This window comes from Actinomadura sp. B10D3 (assembly GCF_039871695.1).
Lineage (GTDB): Bacteria > Actinomycetota > Actinomycetes > Streptosporangiales > Streptosporangiaceae > Spirillospora > Spirillospora madurae.
This window is the reverse complement of sequence record NZ_JBDPLY010000020.1, coordinates 63674-78420: the sequence shown is the minus strand read 5'-3', so window position 1 is coordinate 78420 and position 14747 is coordinate 63674. Positions and strand designations below refer to the sequence as shown.

The following is a 14747-nucleotide window of genomic DNA, read 5'->3' as shown; positions in this document are numbered from 1 at the left end:
CGTTCTGGAGAAACGCTACGACGGGTCGTAGGCGAGGTTCGGGGCCAGCCAGCGCTCCACCTCCGCCACCGGGAGGTCGCAGCGGCGGGCGTAGTCCTCGATCTGGTCCTTGCCGACGCGGCCGACCGTGAAGTACCGCGACTCCGGGTGCGCGAAGATCAGGCCGCTGACGCTGGCGGCCGGGGACATCGCGTACGACTCGGTGAGCTTCACGCCGATGCGGCCGGCGTCGAGCAGGTCGAACAGCGTCCGCTTCAGGCTGTGGTCGGGGCTCGCCGGGTAGCCGAGCGCCGGGCGGATGCCGCGGAAGCGCTCGGCGTGCAGGTCCTCCAGGAGGGGGTCGGCGTCCGGCTCGAACCAGGCGCGGCGGGCCTCCAGGTGGACGTACTCGGCGAACGCCTCGGCGAGCCGGTCCGCGAGCGCCTTCACCATGATCGACTTGTAGTCGTCGTTCTCCTCCTCGTACTTCGCGGCGAGGTCCTCGGCGCCGAGGATCGTCACGGCGAAGCCGCCGAGGTGGTCGCCGGACGGGGCGATGTAGTCGGCGAGGCAGCGGTTCGGGCGGCCCTCCGGCTTGGACGTCTGCTGGCGCAGCATCGGGAACCGCGGCCCGTCGTCCAGGAGGATGTCGTCGCCCTCGGAGTGGGCGGGCCAGAAGCCGTAGGCGCCGCTGGCCTCGAACGAGCCGTCCGCGATGATCTGGTCGAGCAGCGCGTTGCCGTCGTCGAACAGCTCGCGGGCGACGGGCTGGTCGAGGATCGCCGGGTACTTGCCCTTCAGCTCCCAGGCCAGGAAGAAGAACTGCCAGTCGATCATCTCGCGGATCGCGGTCAGGTCGGGCCGGACGATCCGGACGCCGCTGAAGTCCGGGACCGGAACGTCGCCGAAGTCGACCCGCTCCTGGTTCGCGCGCGCCTGCTCGATGGTGAGCAGGGGGCGGCGCTGCTTGTTCTCGTGCTGCTCGCGGAGCCGCGCCTGCTCCTCGCGGTTGGCGGCGTCCAGCGCGGCGGCGCGGTCCTCGTCGAGCAGGTCGGAGACGACGCCGACGACGCGGGAGGCGTCCAGGACGTGCACGGTCGTCGCGTCGTAGGCGGGCGCGATCTTCACGGCGGTGTGCTGCCGGGACGTGGTGGCACCGCCGATCAGCAGCGGCAGCCGCATCCCGCGCCGCTCCATCTCGGCGGCGACGGAGACCATCTCGTCCAGCGACGGGGTGATCAGCCCGGACAGCCCGATCGCGTCGGCGTTCTCGGCGATCGCGGTGTCGAGGATCTTCGCGGCGGGCACCATCACGCCGAGGTCGATCACGTCGTAGTTGTTGCAACCGAGGACGACGCCGACGATGTTCTTGCCGATGTCGTGCACGTCGCCCTTGACCGTCGCGAGGACGACCTTGCCCTGGCCGCGCTCGGTGTGGACGCGGCCGGCCCGCAGCGCCTCCTCCTTCTCCTTCTCCATGAAGGGCTCCAGGTAGGCGACCGACCGCTTCATCGCGCGGGCGCTCTTCACCACCTGCGGGAGGAACATCTTGCCGGAGCCGAAGAGGTCCCCGACGACCTTCATGCCGTCCATCAGCGGGCCCTCGATCACGTCGAGGGGGCGGGCGGCCTTCTGCCGGGCCTCCTCGGTGTCCTCCTCGATGAAGTCGACGATGCCGTGGACGAGGGCGTGCGACAGCCGCCGCTCGACCGGCGCGTCCCGCCAGGACAGGTCGACCTCGCGCCTGGTGGCCTCGCCCTTGACGTTCTCGGCGAACGACACGAGCCGGTCGGTCGCGTCGGGGCGGCGGTCGAACAGCACGTCCTCGACCAGTTCGAGCAGGTCGGCCGGGATGTCCTCGTAGACGGCGAGCTGCCCGGCGTTGACGATGCCCATGTCGAGGCCGTTGCGGACGGCGTGGAACAGGAACGCCGAGTGCATCGCCTCGCGGACGACCTCGTTGCCGCGGAACGAGAAGGAGAGGTTGGAGATGCCGCCGCTGGTGCGGGCGCCCGGGCAGCGCTCCTTGATCAGGGGCAGCGCGTCGATGAACGCCTTGGCGTACCCGTTGTGCTCGGAGATGCCGGTCGCGACCGCGAGGACGTTCGGGTCGAAGACGATGTCCTCGGCGGGGAACCCGGCCTTCTGCGTGAGCAGGTCGTAGGCGCGCCCGCAGATCTCGACCTTGCGCTCGGTGGTGTCGGCCTGGCCGGTCTCGTCGAAGGCCATGACGACGACGCCGGCGCCGAAGTCGCGGATGCGGCGGGCCTGCTCCAGGAAGGGGCCCTCGCCCTCCTTGAGGCTGATCGAGTTGACGACGCCCTTGCCCTGGACGGTCTTCAGGCCCGCCTCCAGGACGCTCCACCGCGAGCTGTCGATCATGATCGGGATGCGGGCCACCTCGGGCTCGGTCGCGATCAGGTTGAGGAACGTCGTCATCTCCCGCTCGCTGTCGAGCAGGTCGGCGTCCATGTTGACGTCGAGGAGGTTCGCGCCGCCGCGGACCTGCTCCAGCGCCACGTCCACCGCGGCCTGGTGGTCGCCCGCCTCGATCAGCTTGCGGAACCGCTTGGAGCCGGTGACGTTGGTCCGCTCGCCGACCATGATGAAGCCGGTGTCGGCGCCGATCTCGAACGGCTCCAGGCCGCTGAACCGGCTGGCCTTCGCGGGCCGCGCGACCTCGCGGGGCGCCGCCCCGCGGACCGCCTCGGCGATCTTGGCGATGTGCGCGGGGCCGGTCCCGCAGCAGCCGCCGACGATGTTGACCATGCCGGACGCCGCGAACTCGCCGAGCTTGGCGCCCGTCTCGTCCGGGGTCTCGTCGTAGCCGCCGAACGCGTTCGGCAGGCCGGCGTTCGGGTGGGAGGCGGTGTAGGTGCCGGCGATCCGCGCGAGCTCCTCCACGTGGGGGCGGAGCTGGTCGGCGCCGAGCGAGCAGTTGACGCCGGCGACGAGCGGCTCGGCGTGCTCGATCGACCGCCAGAACGCCTCGACGGTCTGGCCGGACAGCGTCCGGCCGGACAGGTCGACGATCGTCACCGAGATCCACAGCGGCAGGTGCGGGGCGACCTCGCGGGCGGCGGCGATCGCGGCCTTCGCGTTCAGCGTGTCGAAGATCGTCTCGATCAGCAGCAGGTCGACGCCGCCCTCGGCGAGCCCGGCGATCTGCTCGGCGTAGGTGTCCTTGACCCGGTCGAACGTGACGGCGCGGTAGGCCGGGTCCTCGACCCGCGGGGACAGCGACAGCGTGACGTTCAGCGGCCCGACGGACCCGGCGACGAACCGGTTGTCGTACTCGTCGGCGGCCTGCCGGGCGAGCTCGGCGCCCCGCACGTTCATCTCGCGGACGAGGCCCTCCAGGCCGTAGTCGGCCTGGCCGATGCTCGTCGCGGTGAACGTGTTGGTCGTGGTGATGTCGGCGCCGGCGTCGAGGTACTGCCGGTGGACCTCCAGGATCACGTCCGGGCGGGTCAGGTTGAGCAGGTCGGGGTCACCGGTGACGTCCTTCGGATGGTCACCGGCGATGCGGTCACCGCGGTAGTCCTCCGGGGTCAGGCCCGCGCCCTGGAGCATCGTGCCCCAGGCGCCGTCCAGCACCGCGATCCGCTGCTCAAGAAGCTCACGCAGGTCGTTCTGCCGGTCGGTCATTGTCTCCGAGCACCTCCCAAGGTCATCTGGGAGGCGCCCTTGCGGAATCAGATCTCTTGGCAGCCGAGCGTGGCGGGCTCTCGCCCGTTGCAGCGCCTCTCGGCCACATGTCGAGGTTACCGTCCGATGGCCCGATGTGTCAGGCGCGCCCCAGGATGCGGGCAGGATGAACTGATGCGCGCACGACCGATCGCACCGTCGCTCGTGGTGAAGGACGTGTCGGAGCGGATCGCCGCCCTTCCCAGAAACAAGATGGACGACCCCGCGCACCCGGCGCTGGTCACCGACGTCTAGGGGCGCCATTCCTCCTGGTAGGCGGGATGGGACGCGTAGGGAAGGGCGAGCAGGCGCAGGACCTTCTCGCGGACGGACTGGGCGGCCTCCAGCTCGGGCGTCCGATGCCCCTGCCCGAGGATCCAGGACTGCTTCTCGTAGTCGTCGAGGATCTGGCGCCTCGCCGCGACCTCGGCGAGCGCGCGGGACGGGTCGTGCCGGGCGATGTGCTCGGCGTACGCCTCGTTCTCCGCCGTCGCCACGTAGGCGGGCTCACCGGTGCCGGGGTCGGTGCTGACCGTTCCGGAGGGTGTCGCCAGCCAGGGGGCGCCGGAGCAGGCACGGGCCGTCTGCTCGTCCCTGTCCAGCCGGGCGCGGAGGAACTCCACCAGATCCATAGGGCCATCCTGCCCCGGGTAGGGGCGGGATGGCCCTCGGAGATGATCCATCAGGCGGCGCAGTTGCCGGTGACCGGCTTGCCCGCGAAGCGGTCGGCGAGGAACGCCATCGCGTCCGGTTCGCTCCAGAGCATGCCGGTGGCGTGCTCGGCGAAGGTGTAGGTCTTCCACGTGACGTTGGCGCCCTTGGCGCACCACGCCTTGTGGAGGGCGTCGGCCTGCGCGAACGGGATGATCTCGTCGTAGACGGCCTGCGTCTGGAGGACGGGAGCGCCCGGCGCGGTGGAACCGAGCTTGTTGGCGTTGAGGCGCGCCTGCCATGCGGGCGTGCCGAGAGGGTCGCTGGTCGTGTAGTCGCTGATGTGCTTGAACGCGGTCTCCACGACCGTGAGGGGGCCGTCGAAGCTGACCAGGCACATGTCCTTGGCCTTCTCCAGCAGCTCCCGGCCGTTGTCGTTCAGGTACTTCTCCAGGTCGAGCTCGGGGTAGGCGGCGTCGTACCCGACCGCCGCCATGAACATGAGCGCGATGAACGGGGATCCGTCGAGACTCTTGGCGACGGCCTCCAGGTCCGCCGGGACACCGCCGGCGAACGTGCCCTTGATCGCGAGATCCGGCGCGTAGGTCGCGGCCAGTTCCGCCGCCCAGCCCGAGGACGTCCCGCCCTGCGAGTAGCCCCAGAGCCCGACCGGGCTGCCGCCGAGGCCCGCGTCCGGGAGGCGCTGCGCGGCCCGCGCCACGTTCAGCAGCGCCTTGCCCTGGGAGCGGCCGACCTCGTAGGTGTGCCGGCCGGGCGTTCCGAGGCCCTCCATGTCGGTGACGGCGACGGCCCAGCCGCGGCTGAGCGCGTCGGCGATGAACAGCTCCTCGTAGTCCAGGCCCTGCGTGAGCGTGTAGGACGGGGCGCACGCGTCGCCGAGCCCGCGGGTCCCGACGGCGTAGGAGAGGAGCGGGCGCCTGCCCTGGCCCGTCCAGGCCTTGGTCGGGACGAGGATCATGCCGGACACGGCGGTCGGGCCGCCGTCGGCGGTCTCCGACCGGTACAGCACCTGCCAGGACTTCACGCCCCCGTACGGCGCGTGGCCGATCGGGTCCACGGTGAACACCGCGGGGCGCGAGCGGATGACGTCTCCTGGGGCGCCGTCCGGGAGCGGGGACGGCGGCTTGTAGAACGGGTCGTCGGCGGGTGTCGGGGGAGCCGGCGGCGCCGCGGCGGCCGGGGCCTGGAGCGCGGCGGCCGTCATGGCGATCCCGATGCAGGACGCCACCGCGGCGCGCACCAGCCGGCGGACGGTGATGGACATGGCGGGTAACCCTTCGTCGTCGCCCCTGCCGTCGACGTGACGGCCACCCGACCGTAACGTAATTAGACACTTACTCCAATGAAGATGGGCGCGCATCGCGGGGGCCGGTTTGTCACCGTCCTGACAAAAGCGGCCTGACTCACCTCTTCAGCGGCGTCGCGGCAGTGCGGCCCTTCCACGCGCCGCCTTGACCGGCCCGGTGCCTGCGCGCGGAGTCGAGGGTCATGGCGGCGTACATCAGCGCCACCAGCGGCAGCGCCGGGGCCCGCAGCGGCGACAGGCCGTAGAAGCGGAGCATGGGCGTGTACGTGAGCGCCATCAGCGACCAGCCGAGGGCCCCGGCCGCGAGGACGGCGCCGTCCCCGGCGGCCAGGCCGGCGCCCGCCGCGGCGGGCGGGACCGCGTACAGCAGGACCAGGCCGAGGACGGTCCCGGCGAGCAGCGCGGGCGAGTAGCGGAGCTGGTGGTAGGCGCTGCGGGCGATCATCGCCCAGAGGTCGGCGAGGCGGGGGTAGGGGCGGCGGCTGACCACGTCGCGGGCGAGGTCGAGGCGGCAGCGCCCGCCGGCGCGCTTGACCAGGCGCCCCATCGCCACGTCGTCGATCAGCGCGTCGCGGATCGCCGCGAGACCGCCGGCCTCGGCGAGGGCGGCGCGCCGGACGAGCATGCAGCCGCCCGCCGCGGCGGCGGTGCGCGCCCCGTCCCGGGTCACGCGGCGGAACGGGTAGAGCTGGGCGAAGAAGTACACGAACGCCGGGACGATCACGCGCTCCCAGCGGGTGCGGGTGTTCAGCGTCGCCATCAGGGAGACGAGATCGCGCCGCTCGGCGGCGGCCACGCGGACGAGCCTCATCAGCGTGCCGGGCCGGTAGGCGATGTCCGCGTCGGTGAAGAGGAGGTGGCCGGGCTCCCCCGCCGCGCGGACGCCCTCCGACATCGCCCACACCTTGCCCGCCCACCCCGGCGGACGCTCGCCGGCGGCCACCACCCGCAGCCGGGGGTTCCCGTCCGCCAGCCGGACGGCCGCCTCCCCGGTGCCGTCGCCGCTCCCGTCGTCGACCAGCACGACGCGGAAGCGCCCCGGATACTCCTGGGCCAGCAGGGTCGGCAGCGTGTCCGGCAGGACGGCCGCCTCGTCGCGGGCCGGGACCACCGCCACCACATCGGGCCAGGCGTCCGGGTCCGCCGCGTCCGGAAGACCGGGGCCGGTCCTCCAGAAGCCGCCATGGCCGAACGCCAGATAGAGCCAGCCCGCCAGTGCCGCCACGGCCAGAACACCCACGACCACCACGTCCCGCAGCCTCGCACCGCACCGGCGCGGCCGTCCAACTTCATGAACCCGCTGGCGAGGCGGGGCGCGCTAGAGTCGCGCGGGTGGACGAGGTCCTGTGGAAGGCGGCCGCCAAGCTGCGCGGATCCGTCGACGCGGCACGGTACAAGGACTTCGTCCTCGGGCTCGTCTTCCTCAAGTACGCCTCCGACGGGGCCTTGCCGGTGCCGGCCGGGGCGCGGTGGGCGGATCTCGCCGCGGCGTCCGGGCCCGGCACGCTCGGTGAGCGGATCGACGCCGCGATGGACACGATCATGCGGGCCGATCCGTCCCTGGACGGCGCGCTGCCGAAGATCTTCGCCGGGGTCGACCAGCGGCGCCTCGCGGACCTGGTCGGGCTGATCGGGCAGGTGGAGTTCGGCGGGCGGTCCGCGCGGGACGTGCTCGGCGAGGTCTACGAGTACTTCCTGGAGCGGTTCGCGCGGGCAGAGGGGAAGCGCGGCGGCGAGTTCTACACGCCTTCGAGCGTGGTCAGGCTGCTGGTGGAGATCCTGGAGCCGTTCAAGGGGCGGGTGTACGACCCCTGCTGCGGTTCCGGCGGGATGTTCGTGCAGGCGGAGAGGTTCGTCCTCAGCCATCGGGGGCGGCTGGACGACATCGCCGTCTACGGGCAGGAGGCGAACGAGCGGACGTGGCGGCTGGCCAGGATGAACCTGGCCGTGCACGGGATCGCGGGCGACATCCGCCTCGCCGACACGTTCGCCGAGGACGCGCACCCCGGGATCGAGGCCGACCACGTGCTGGCCAACCCGCCGTTCAACATGTCGGACTGGTACCGCGACGCCGGCGATCCGCGCTGGCGGTACGGCGTCCCGCCGGCCGGGAACGCCAACTTCGCCTGGATGCAGCACATCGTCTCCAAGCTCGGGCCGCACGGCCGCGCCGGCGTCGTCATGGCGAACGGCTCGATGTCGTCCCGGCAGTCCGGCGAGGGCGGGATCCGCGCGGCGCTCGTGGAGGCGGACCTGGTGGCGTGCGTCGTCGCGCTCCCCGACCGGCTCTTCCGCAGCACCCCGATCCCCGCGTGCCTGTGGTTCCTCGACCGGAACAAGGGCATGCCGGGCCGGGTGCTCTTCGTCGACGCCCGCGACATGGGCACGATGGTCGACCGCACGGAGAGGGTCCTCACCGGCGACGACATCGCCCGGATCGCCGGCGCCTACCGGTCCTGGCGCGCCCACGACCACACGGACGTCCCGGGGTTCTGCCACTCGGCGAGCGTGGACGAGATCAGGTCCCATGACCATGTCCTCACCCCCGGCCGCTACGTGGGCACCGCCGAACCCGACGCAGGCGACGAGCCCGCGGCCGACAGGGTCGAGCGCCTCACCAAGGAACTCCTCACGCATCTTGAGGAGTCGGCGCGGCTCGACCAGATCGTCCGGACGGAACTCGGGCGCCTGGATGGCTGACGGGCACGTACCGCTGAGCGACCTCGTCACGTTCGCCAACGGCCGGTCGCACCCGGCGGAGGGCTCCGCCTATCCGACGTACGGCGCCAACGGCGTCATCGGCTCGTCCGGCGGCTACAACGCGAAACCCGGCTCCACGATCGTCGGACGCGTCGGGTCGTACTGCGGCGCCGTCCATCACAGCCCCGGCCGCTGCTGGGTCACCGACAACGCCATCATCGCCACGGCCCGGGACGGGGTGAATCCCCGGTACGTCTACTACCTGCTCAAACGGCTCGGCCTGAACAGGTACCGCATCGGATCCGGGCAGCCGCTCCTCACCCACGGCATCCTGAACCGGCTCACGACCCGGCGCCTGAGCCGGGCGGAGCAGGACAGGGCGGCGTCGGTCCTCGGAGCCCTGGACGACAAGATCGCCGTGAACGGGCGCATCGCCTCCTGCGCCGACGCGCTCCTGCGCGCCCGGTACGAGGAGACGCAGGCGACCTCCCTCATCCCGATCGGCGAGCTCGGGCGGCTGGTCCGCGGGAACGTGCCGCCCGCTCTGATCGGCGGGGACGAGAACTACATCGGCCTGGAGCACATGCCGAAACGGCACATGTGGCTGTCGGCATGGGCGGGCGCGGCCGGGATCACCAGCGCGAAACGGCGGTTCACGGCCGGAGACGTCCTGTTCGGCAAGCTCCGCCCGTACTTCCACAAGGTGGGGCTCGCCTTCGTGGACGGCGTCGCGTCGACCGACATCCTCGTCGTCCGCCCGGAGGACCCCGCCCACCGCGGCTGGCTGCTCGCGGCCCTGGCGAGCGACGAGGTCGTGGCGCACGCGTCCGCCGTCGGCGACGGGACGAGGATGCCGCGCACCGGCTGGCCCGACCTCGCCGCCTACAAGGTCCCCTGGCCCGGAGACGACGAGGCGAGGAGGTTCGGCGCGTTCGCGGCCACGCTGGCGCGCCGGGTGGAGGCGGCCACGGCCGAGACCGCGGCGCTGGCGAGCCTCCGCGACGCCCTCCTCCCCGAGCTCGTCCCCTGACGGCACGGCGGGCGGCGGCCGGGTAATGCGTTGCGGCGGGACCACGCGATCTTTACCGTGGGCCCTCGACAGCGTGTAGCTCAGCAGCAGAGCGCCGGGCTGAGGTCCCGGAGGGCGCGGGGGCGGAACCCGCCACGCTGGCGTGAACGAGGACGCAACGGGTGAACCCCGGTTACGCGGCCGACCAGATGGCCAAGGCGCTCGTGACCGCGCTGGCCCACGAGGACGCCGCGACGCGGCGGCGCGCCGAGGAGCGCCTCGGCCGCTGGGAGCGCGTCGTCTCGGGGATGAAGGACGGCTCGCTGGACATCGGTTCCAGGACGCCGGTCGCCGGGCTTCCGGCGTGGGTGACACCAGAGGTCGTCCGGGGCGGGTTCGCGACCGGGAACGCCGCCGCGGGCGGGCCGCTGCTCGACCACGAGGTGGAGGCGGCGCGCCGCGCCCGGGTGCCCGCCGCGCGGCAGGCCCTCTTCGCGTACTACCTGACCGACGCCGGGCTGGACGAGCTGTACGGGCTGCTCGACAGCGGCCGGTACGAGGTGGCGCTGCCGGAGGAGGCGGCGCTGCTCGTGGTGGCGTGGCTGCTGCGGGCCGGGGACCGGGCGGCGGCCCTGGACGTCCTGGACGCCATCGGGCCGTTCGCCGGCCGGCTGCGGTTCCTCCCGAGGCCCGCGCGGAGCCCCGGCGACCCGTCGCTGGCGCGCCGGGAGACGGCCGGGCAGGTGCGCGAGCGGCTCGCGGCCCGGCGGCCGAACCGGGCGGTGGCCGCGATGAACGAGGCGCTGTCGGTGTGGAACCCGTTCGCGGACGAGCTGCTGGCGCACTGGCTGGAGACCGTCCGGGACGGGCGGGTCCTCGCCGCCGAGCCCGACGGATGGCGAGCGCGGGGCGCCGCCCTGCTCGACCGGTACGCGGAGCTGGCGGCACGGCACACCCTGTGCGGGAAGCACCGCAACCGCAGGTCGAACCCGGCCGTCCTCCGCACGTCACTCGAAGAGGTGCTGGCGGGGCGGCGTCCCTCCGGACTGCTGCAGCACGCCGTCGACTCGATGGTCGCGAAGCGCGGCGCGCCGGGCGGGGAAGTGCATGCCGCGCTGCGGGAGCGGCAGGCGGCCGAGGCCGCGCGGCCGACGCACCACGCGCTCGCCCAGGCCGCGGCGGAACGGCTGGACGCGGTGCCGCAGGACGCCGGGGTGCCGTCCATCGAGCCGTTCGTCGAGCCCGTCACCACCGACGGGCAGACCGCCGAACTGCCCGAGCGGCTTCGCCGGGTGGTCGAGAACGCGCTGGAGGCGCCGGTCAGCACGCTCGTCGAGCGCGGGGTCGTCCCGTCGGCGGAGGTGCTCGCGCGCCTCGTCCCGCAGCTGGTCGCCGCGGCGTCGGCGCAGTCCTACCCCGATGACGCGCTGAGGGGGCTGATGGCGGCCGTCCACAAGGCGTTCCGCAACCGGCGTTCCCTGCTGCTGCTCGACCTGAGCCACCAGGTGCGGCAGGACGAGCTTCCGTGGGTCGCGGCCGTGGCCGGGTACCGCCGCACGACGGGCGCCGCGCAGGCGAACGCGCACGCCGTGCTGGTCCAGCTCGGCGAGCTGACGCTGCGGTCCTTCCCCGGGACCATCGTCCCGAACCCGATGCTCAGGGAGCTGAGCACGCTGGCCGAGCGCGCCGGTGTGCGCGTGCCGTTCGTGGAGGAGCTGGCCGCCGACATCTTCATGGGCAGGTTCTCGCCGAAGTTCCTCCAGGCGGCGCAGCTCGCGGGCGAGGTCATGGAGGGGACCCTCTACGCGCGCTACTACGGGATCGACTACGCGGCCGTCCGGCGGCTCCGGGACGGCTTCGGCGACCTCTGCGAGGAGCGCGCCGGGGAGCGCCCGGGGTCGTGGGTCGTGGGCAACGGGATGGTGATCGAGCAGGCGCAGATCCTCACCACGCACAACCTGGCGGCGCTCGCGCACCCCGTGGGGATCGAGCCGGCGGACGGATGGGACGGTCTCGCGCGGCGCGCGTTCGCCGTCGCGTGCCGCCTGGTGCGGCGGGTGCAGGGGAACGAGTTCCCGCACAGGAACATCAAGGACGCCGCCTACGCGTGGCGGCAGGCCCTCTTCTACCTCGCGCTGTGCGGGCTGAAGGAGCAGATCTCCGCCATCGCCTGGATGCAGGAGGAGCTCGACCGGCAGCCGGCCCATGCCGTCCGGCGCCTCGACCCCGTGCTGGCGGGCCTCCGGCACGTCCTGACCGGCGGCGACCTCGACGCCGGGCCGGCGCCGCACGGCCGCCGGTTCCTCGGATGGTCCGCGGGCGGCCACTGGATGATCTGAGGGCACTCCCGGGCGGTCCCGGCTTGTGGCCGTCGATCTGCGGACCGGCGAGCCGCGCTGGACCGTCGACAGCGGCTACCCGCTCCGGGGCGGTTCTTCTCCGTCGACCCGCCCGCCCGCGCCGGCGAGAACGCCCGGTACCTCGCGCTGGACGGCGACGGCCGGCGGCTCGCCGCGAACCTCCCCGGCAGGCCCGCGGACCTCGGCGGCGGCTACGCCGTCCTCATGCCGTACGCGCCCGTGCAAGGGGCGGTGGCGGGGCCGGCGCAGACCTTCGCCGTCCACCGGTTCCAGGGGTGATCCCGCGGTCCGTGTCGGATCTTGCACGAGAGGTGAGAGTCCGCAGGACACGGCAGGGTCCTTGCATGCGCGCAAGCGTTGGTGACTGGTTCGCCTGCCCTGCGTCAGAGTGTGTGTTGTTTCACTTCCACGTCCGAATTCGACCAGGCCGAAGAGCACATGTTCGCTTACAGCCCGACACGGAGACGTGAAACCAACGCCGCCATGAATGCATCGAACGCGTGGTCCGGGGTGCCCGTGCTGGTCCCCGCGCCCGCTCCTTCCCTGGAAGTCGGAATCCCGTCCGCCCTGAACAACGGCAAGTCGTCCGGGCGCCTCATCGGCGAGATCGACCTCGCCGCAACGCCGCCCGCCGTCCGGCTCGCGCGGTCCTACGTCCGCGAGCTCGTCGGCCAGCACTTCGGCGCCGACCGGTCCGAGCTCGGCGACCTGGAACTGCTGACCAGCGAGGCGGTGACCAACGCGGTCCTGCACGCGCGGCCGCGCAAGGACGGAACGATCACCCTGTCGGTCCTGCACGTCGACCGGTACGTCCGGGTCGAGGTCACCGACGGCGGTGCCTCGCCGGGGCGGCCGCGGCCGCCCGAGGACCCGCTGCCCGCGCACGGCCGCGGGCTCGTCCTGATGAAGGCGCTCGCCACCGACTTCGGCACCTGCCGGGGCAAGAACGGGGCCTCCACCTTCTGGTTCGGGGTGGGCGTCCGGGAGGGCTGGCGGCTGCCGTGACGCCTGGGTCGACGCTGGACACGGCCCGCCGGGCCGACCAGGCCCCTCTCGGGGAGGGAACGAAGTTCAGCACGTCGACCGCGGGCGTCGCCCGCATGTGCAACTACTTCCTCGGCGGCAAGGACAACTACGCCGCCGACCGCGACTCCGCCGAGCGGGTGCTGCGCCGCTGCCCGGTCGTGCTGCGGCTCGTCCAGGCGAACAGGGGCTTCCTGGACCGCGCCGCCACGCTGCTCGCCGGGGCCGGGCTGCGCCAGTTCGTCGACATCGGCTGCGGGCTCCCGGCGGACGACAACCTCGGCGACATCGTCCGGCGGACCGACCCGTCCTGCCGCGTCGCCTACGTCGACAACGACCCGATGGTGGTCGCGCACGCGCGTGCCCTGCTCGCCGTCGACGCGAACACCACCGCCTTCGCGGGAGACGTCCGGGACACGGAGGCGCTGCTCGCCGACGCGGGGCTGCGGAGGCTGATCGACTTCGGCGAGCCCGCCGCGGTGTTCCTCCTCGGCGTCCTGGACTTCCTGCCCGACGAGGCCGGCCCGCGCCGGATCGTGGACGCGCTGGCCGCCGGCCTCGCCCCCGGCAGCCACGTGGTCATCAGCCACGCCGAGCGGACGGCGGAACTGGCGCCGATCGCCGGGCCGCGGCCCGGCGTCGACACGCCGTTCCACCCGCGCGGCGAGGACGAGATCGCGGACATCTGCCGGAGCCTGGAGATGGTCGAGCCCTACCCGGCCCGGCTGCCGCAGCCGCGGGCCGCCGCCCGCGGCACCGGGCCGCTGCCGCTCTTCGGCTGCGTCGGCCGTGTGCCGGGTGACGGGCGGCCATGGCCGGGTGACGGACGGTCATGACGGTGCTCATCGCCAAAGGTGACAGGACGGGCACATCTGCGGATCGCCCGTTCCGCACGCCCGGCGCTTCGCTACGATCGGAACGTCAGCAAGTGCCACATCTAGGGCAAGCGATGACAGCGGACGGCGAGCCGAAGTCTCTCTCGGACATCACCAAGGACATGGGGCTCAACATGTCCGACGTGGCGGCCTTCTCCGGGCTCGACGAGAGCACGATCTTCCGGCTGTGGGACAACGAGGAATGGCTCGACCGGGTCAGCGGCCGGTCGTTGCAGAGCCTCATGTCGTCCGTCCCCGGGATCGCCGAGTACTCGATGGCGCACGCCGTCCGGAAGAGGCGGGACGGGCTCGTCGCCGACCTGCAGCGCGAAGGGCTCGCCGTCGACCTGGCCGCCCTGGAGAACTCGCCGGTCGCCAAGCAGCACCTCCTGAACGCGCTCGAGGCCGCCGTGCACATCATGCGCGGCCAGGCGACGCAGAAGACGTCGTCGTTCATCGCCCGCTTCTGGGGGCGCGAGCAGGACACCGCGCTGGAGGCCCTGTACTCGACCGAGTCCGGCCACGGGCTCCTGGTCGACCCGCAGAAGCTGTTCGACTCGACCATCGAGCTGGCCCCGCGCCTGAACCGCAAGACCTACTCGTTCCACTCGATCCTCGCGCTGAACATCCTGACCCACCAGGTCAGCAAGGTGACCGGGGAGCTGGAGGCCGACCTCGGGTTCGAGATGCCGGGCCGCCAGACCGCGTTCATGATGCGCGGGGTCGTGATGGGATGCCTGATCAGCTCGAACGACTTCGAGCTGGCGGAGCGGTACCGGCAGGAACTCGACGCGACGCCCGTGTACGCGGCACTTGAGGAATGGGCCTTCCCCACCTACAGCAAGGACGGCCGGATCAGCAGCGACTTCACCCTCCCGAGCTCCCTGTCGCTGCGCAACACGGCCGTCGAGGTGCTGCGCGAGATCATGGTGTACAGCGACGCCTACCTGTACTACCTGGCGTCGACGTACATCCCGCTGGCGCTCAAACGCGACCCCGCGTTCGGCGGAAAGCTCCCCGAGCTGATCCAGGCGCTGCGACTGCGCGGAGCCGACTGCCGGGACAGAAAGACCAGACAGACCTGCGAAGCACTGGTGCGGCGGCTGAAGAGCCTCGCCTGAACCAGGTACCGAAGA

General features: G+C 72.4%; 10 protein-coding genes, 1 tRNA gene and 1 riboswitch. Of the genes, 7 read left to right on the top strand and 4 right to left on the bottom strand.

What is annotated here, in order from left to right; genetic code table 11:
* Window positions 1-15: 15 nt before the first annotated feature.
* From metH to ABGB11_RS26990, 4 genes are all read right to left on the bottom strand, one after another.
* Complete coding sequence (gene metH, locus ABGB11_RS27005) at window positions 16-3627, bottom strand: methionine synthase (RefSeq protein WP_347637026.1); 3612 nt, start codon at window positions 3625-3627, stop codon at window positions 16-18.
* Window positions 3628-3651: 24 nt separating this feature from the next.
* Window positions 3652-3734: riboswitch (S-adenosyl-L-homocysteine riboswitch) on the bottom strand.
* A 183-nt stretch (window positions 3735-3917) separates the two neighbouring features.
* Window positions 3918-4298, bottom strand: coding sequence for a DUF6221 family protein (locus tag ABGB11_RS27000; protein ID WP_347637024.1), 381 nt, complete (start codon window positions 4296-4298; stop codon window positions 3918-3920).
* Between the two features lie 50 nt (window positions 4299-4348).
* The gene (locus ABGB11_RS26995; protein WP_347637021.1) at window positions 4349-5602 is read right to left on the bottom strand and encodes a lipase family protein; all 1254 of its coding nucleotides are present in this window, start codon (window positions 5600-5602) and stop codon (window positions 4349-4351) included.
* Between the two features lie 139 nt (window positions 5603-5741).
* Window positions 5742-6893, bottom strand: a complete 1152-nt coding sequence (locus ABGB11_RS26990; RefSeq protein ID WP_347637019.1) for a glycosyltransferase — start codon at window positions 6891-6893, stop codon at window positions 5742-5744.
* Window positions 6894-6976: 83 nt separating this feature from the next.
* On the opposite strand from ABGB11_RS26990, the gene ABGB11_RS26985 reads away from it, so the two are divergent.
* From ABGB11_RS26985 to ABGB11_RS26955, 7 genes are all read left to right on the top strand, one after another.
* Window positions 6977-8344 carry a type I restriction-modification system subunit M gene (locus tag ABGB11_RS26985; protein WP_347637017.1) on the top strand — a complete coding sequence of 456 codons (1368 nt, stop codon included), beginning with the start codon at window positions 6977-6979 and terminating at the stop codon, window positions 8342-8344.
* Window positions 8337-9374, top strand: a complete 1038-nt coding sequence (locus ABGB11_RS26980; protein WP_347637015.1) for a hypothetical protein — start codon at window positions 8337-8339, stop codon at window positions 9372-9374. Before ABGB11_RS26985 ends, ABGB11_RS26980 begins: the two co-directional genes overlap by 8 nt.
* Before the next feature lie 69 nt (window positions 9375-9443).
* Window positions 9444-9515: transfer RNA gene (locus ABGB11_RS26975), tRNA-Leu, on the top strand.
* Window positions 9516-9535: 20 nt separating this feature from the next.
* Window positions 9536-11692 carry a transcriptional regulator gene (locus tag ABGB11_RS26970; RefSeq protein ID WP_347637013.1) on the top strand — a complete coding sequence of 719 codons (2157 nt, stop codon included), beginning with the start codon at window positions 9536-9538 and terminating at the stop codon, window positions 11690-11692.
* 504 nt (window positions 11693-12196) lie between these two features.
* Window positions 12197-12718, top strand: a complete 522-nt coding sequence (locus ABGB11_RS26965; RefSeq protein WP_347637011.1) for an ATP-binding protein — start codon at window positions 12197-12199, stop codon at window positions 12716-12718.
* Window positions 12715-13572 carry an SAM-dependent methyltransferase gene (locus tag ABGB11_RS26960; RefSeq protein ID WP_347637009.1) on the top strand — a complete coding sequence of 286 codons (858 nt, stop codon included), beginning with the start codon at window positions 12715-12717 and terminating at the stop codon, window positions 13570-13572. The genes ABGB11_RS26965 and ABGB11_RS26960 overlap by 4 nt, the downstream gene beginning before the upstream one ends.
* Window positions 13573-13685: 113 nt before the next feature.
* Window positions 13686-14732 carry a hypothetical protein gene (locus ABGB11_RS26955; RefSeq protein ID WP_347637007.1) on the top strand — a complete coding sequence of 349 codons (1047 nt, stop codon included), beginning with the start codon at window positions 13686-13688 and terminating at the stop codon, window positions 14730-14732.
* Window positions 14733-14747: the final 15 nt, after the last annotated feature.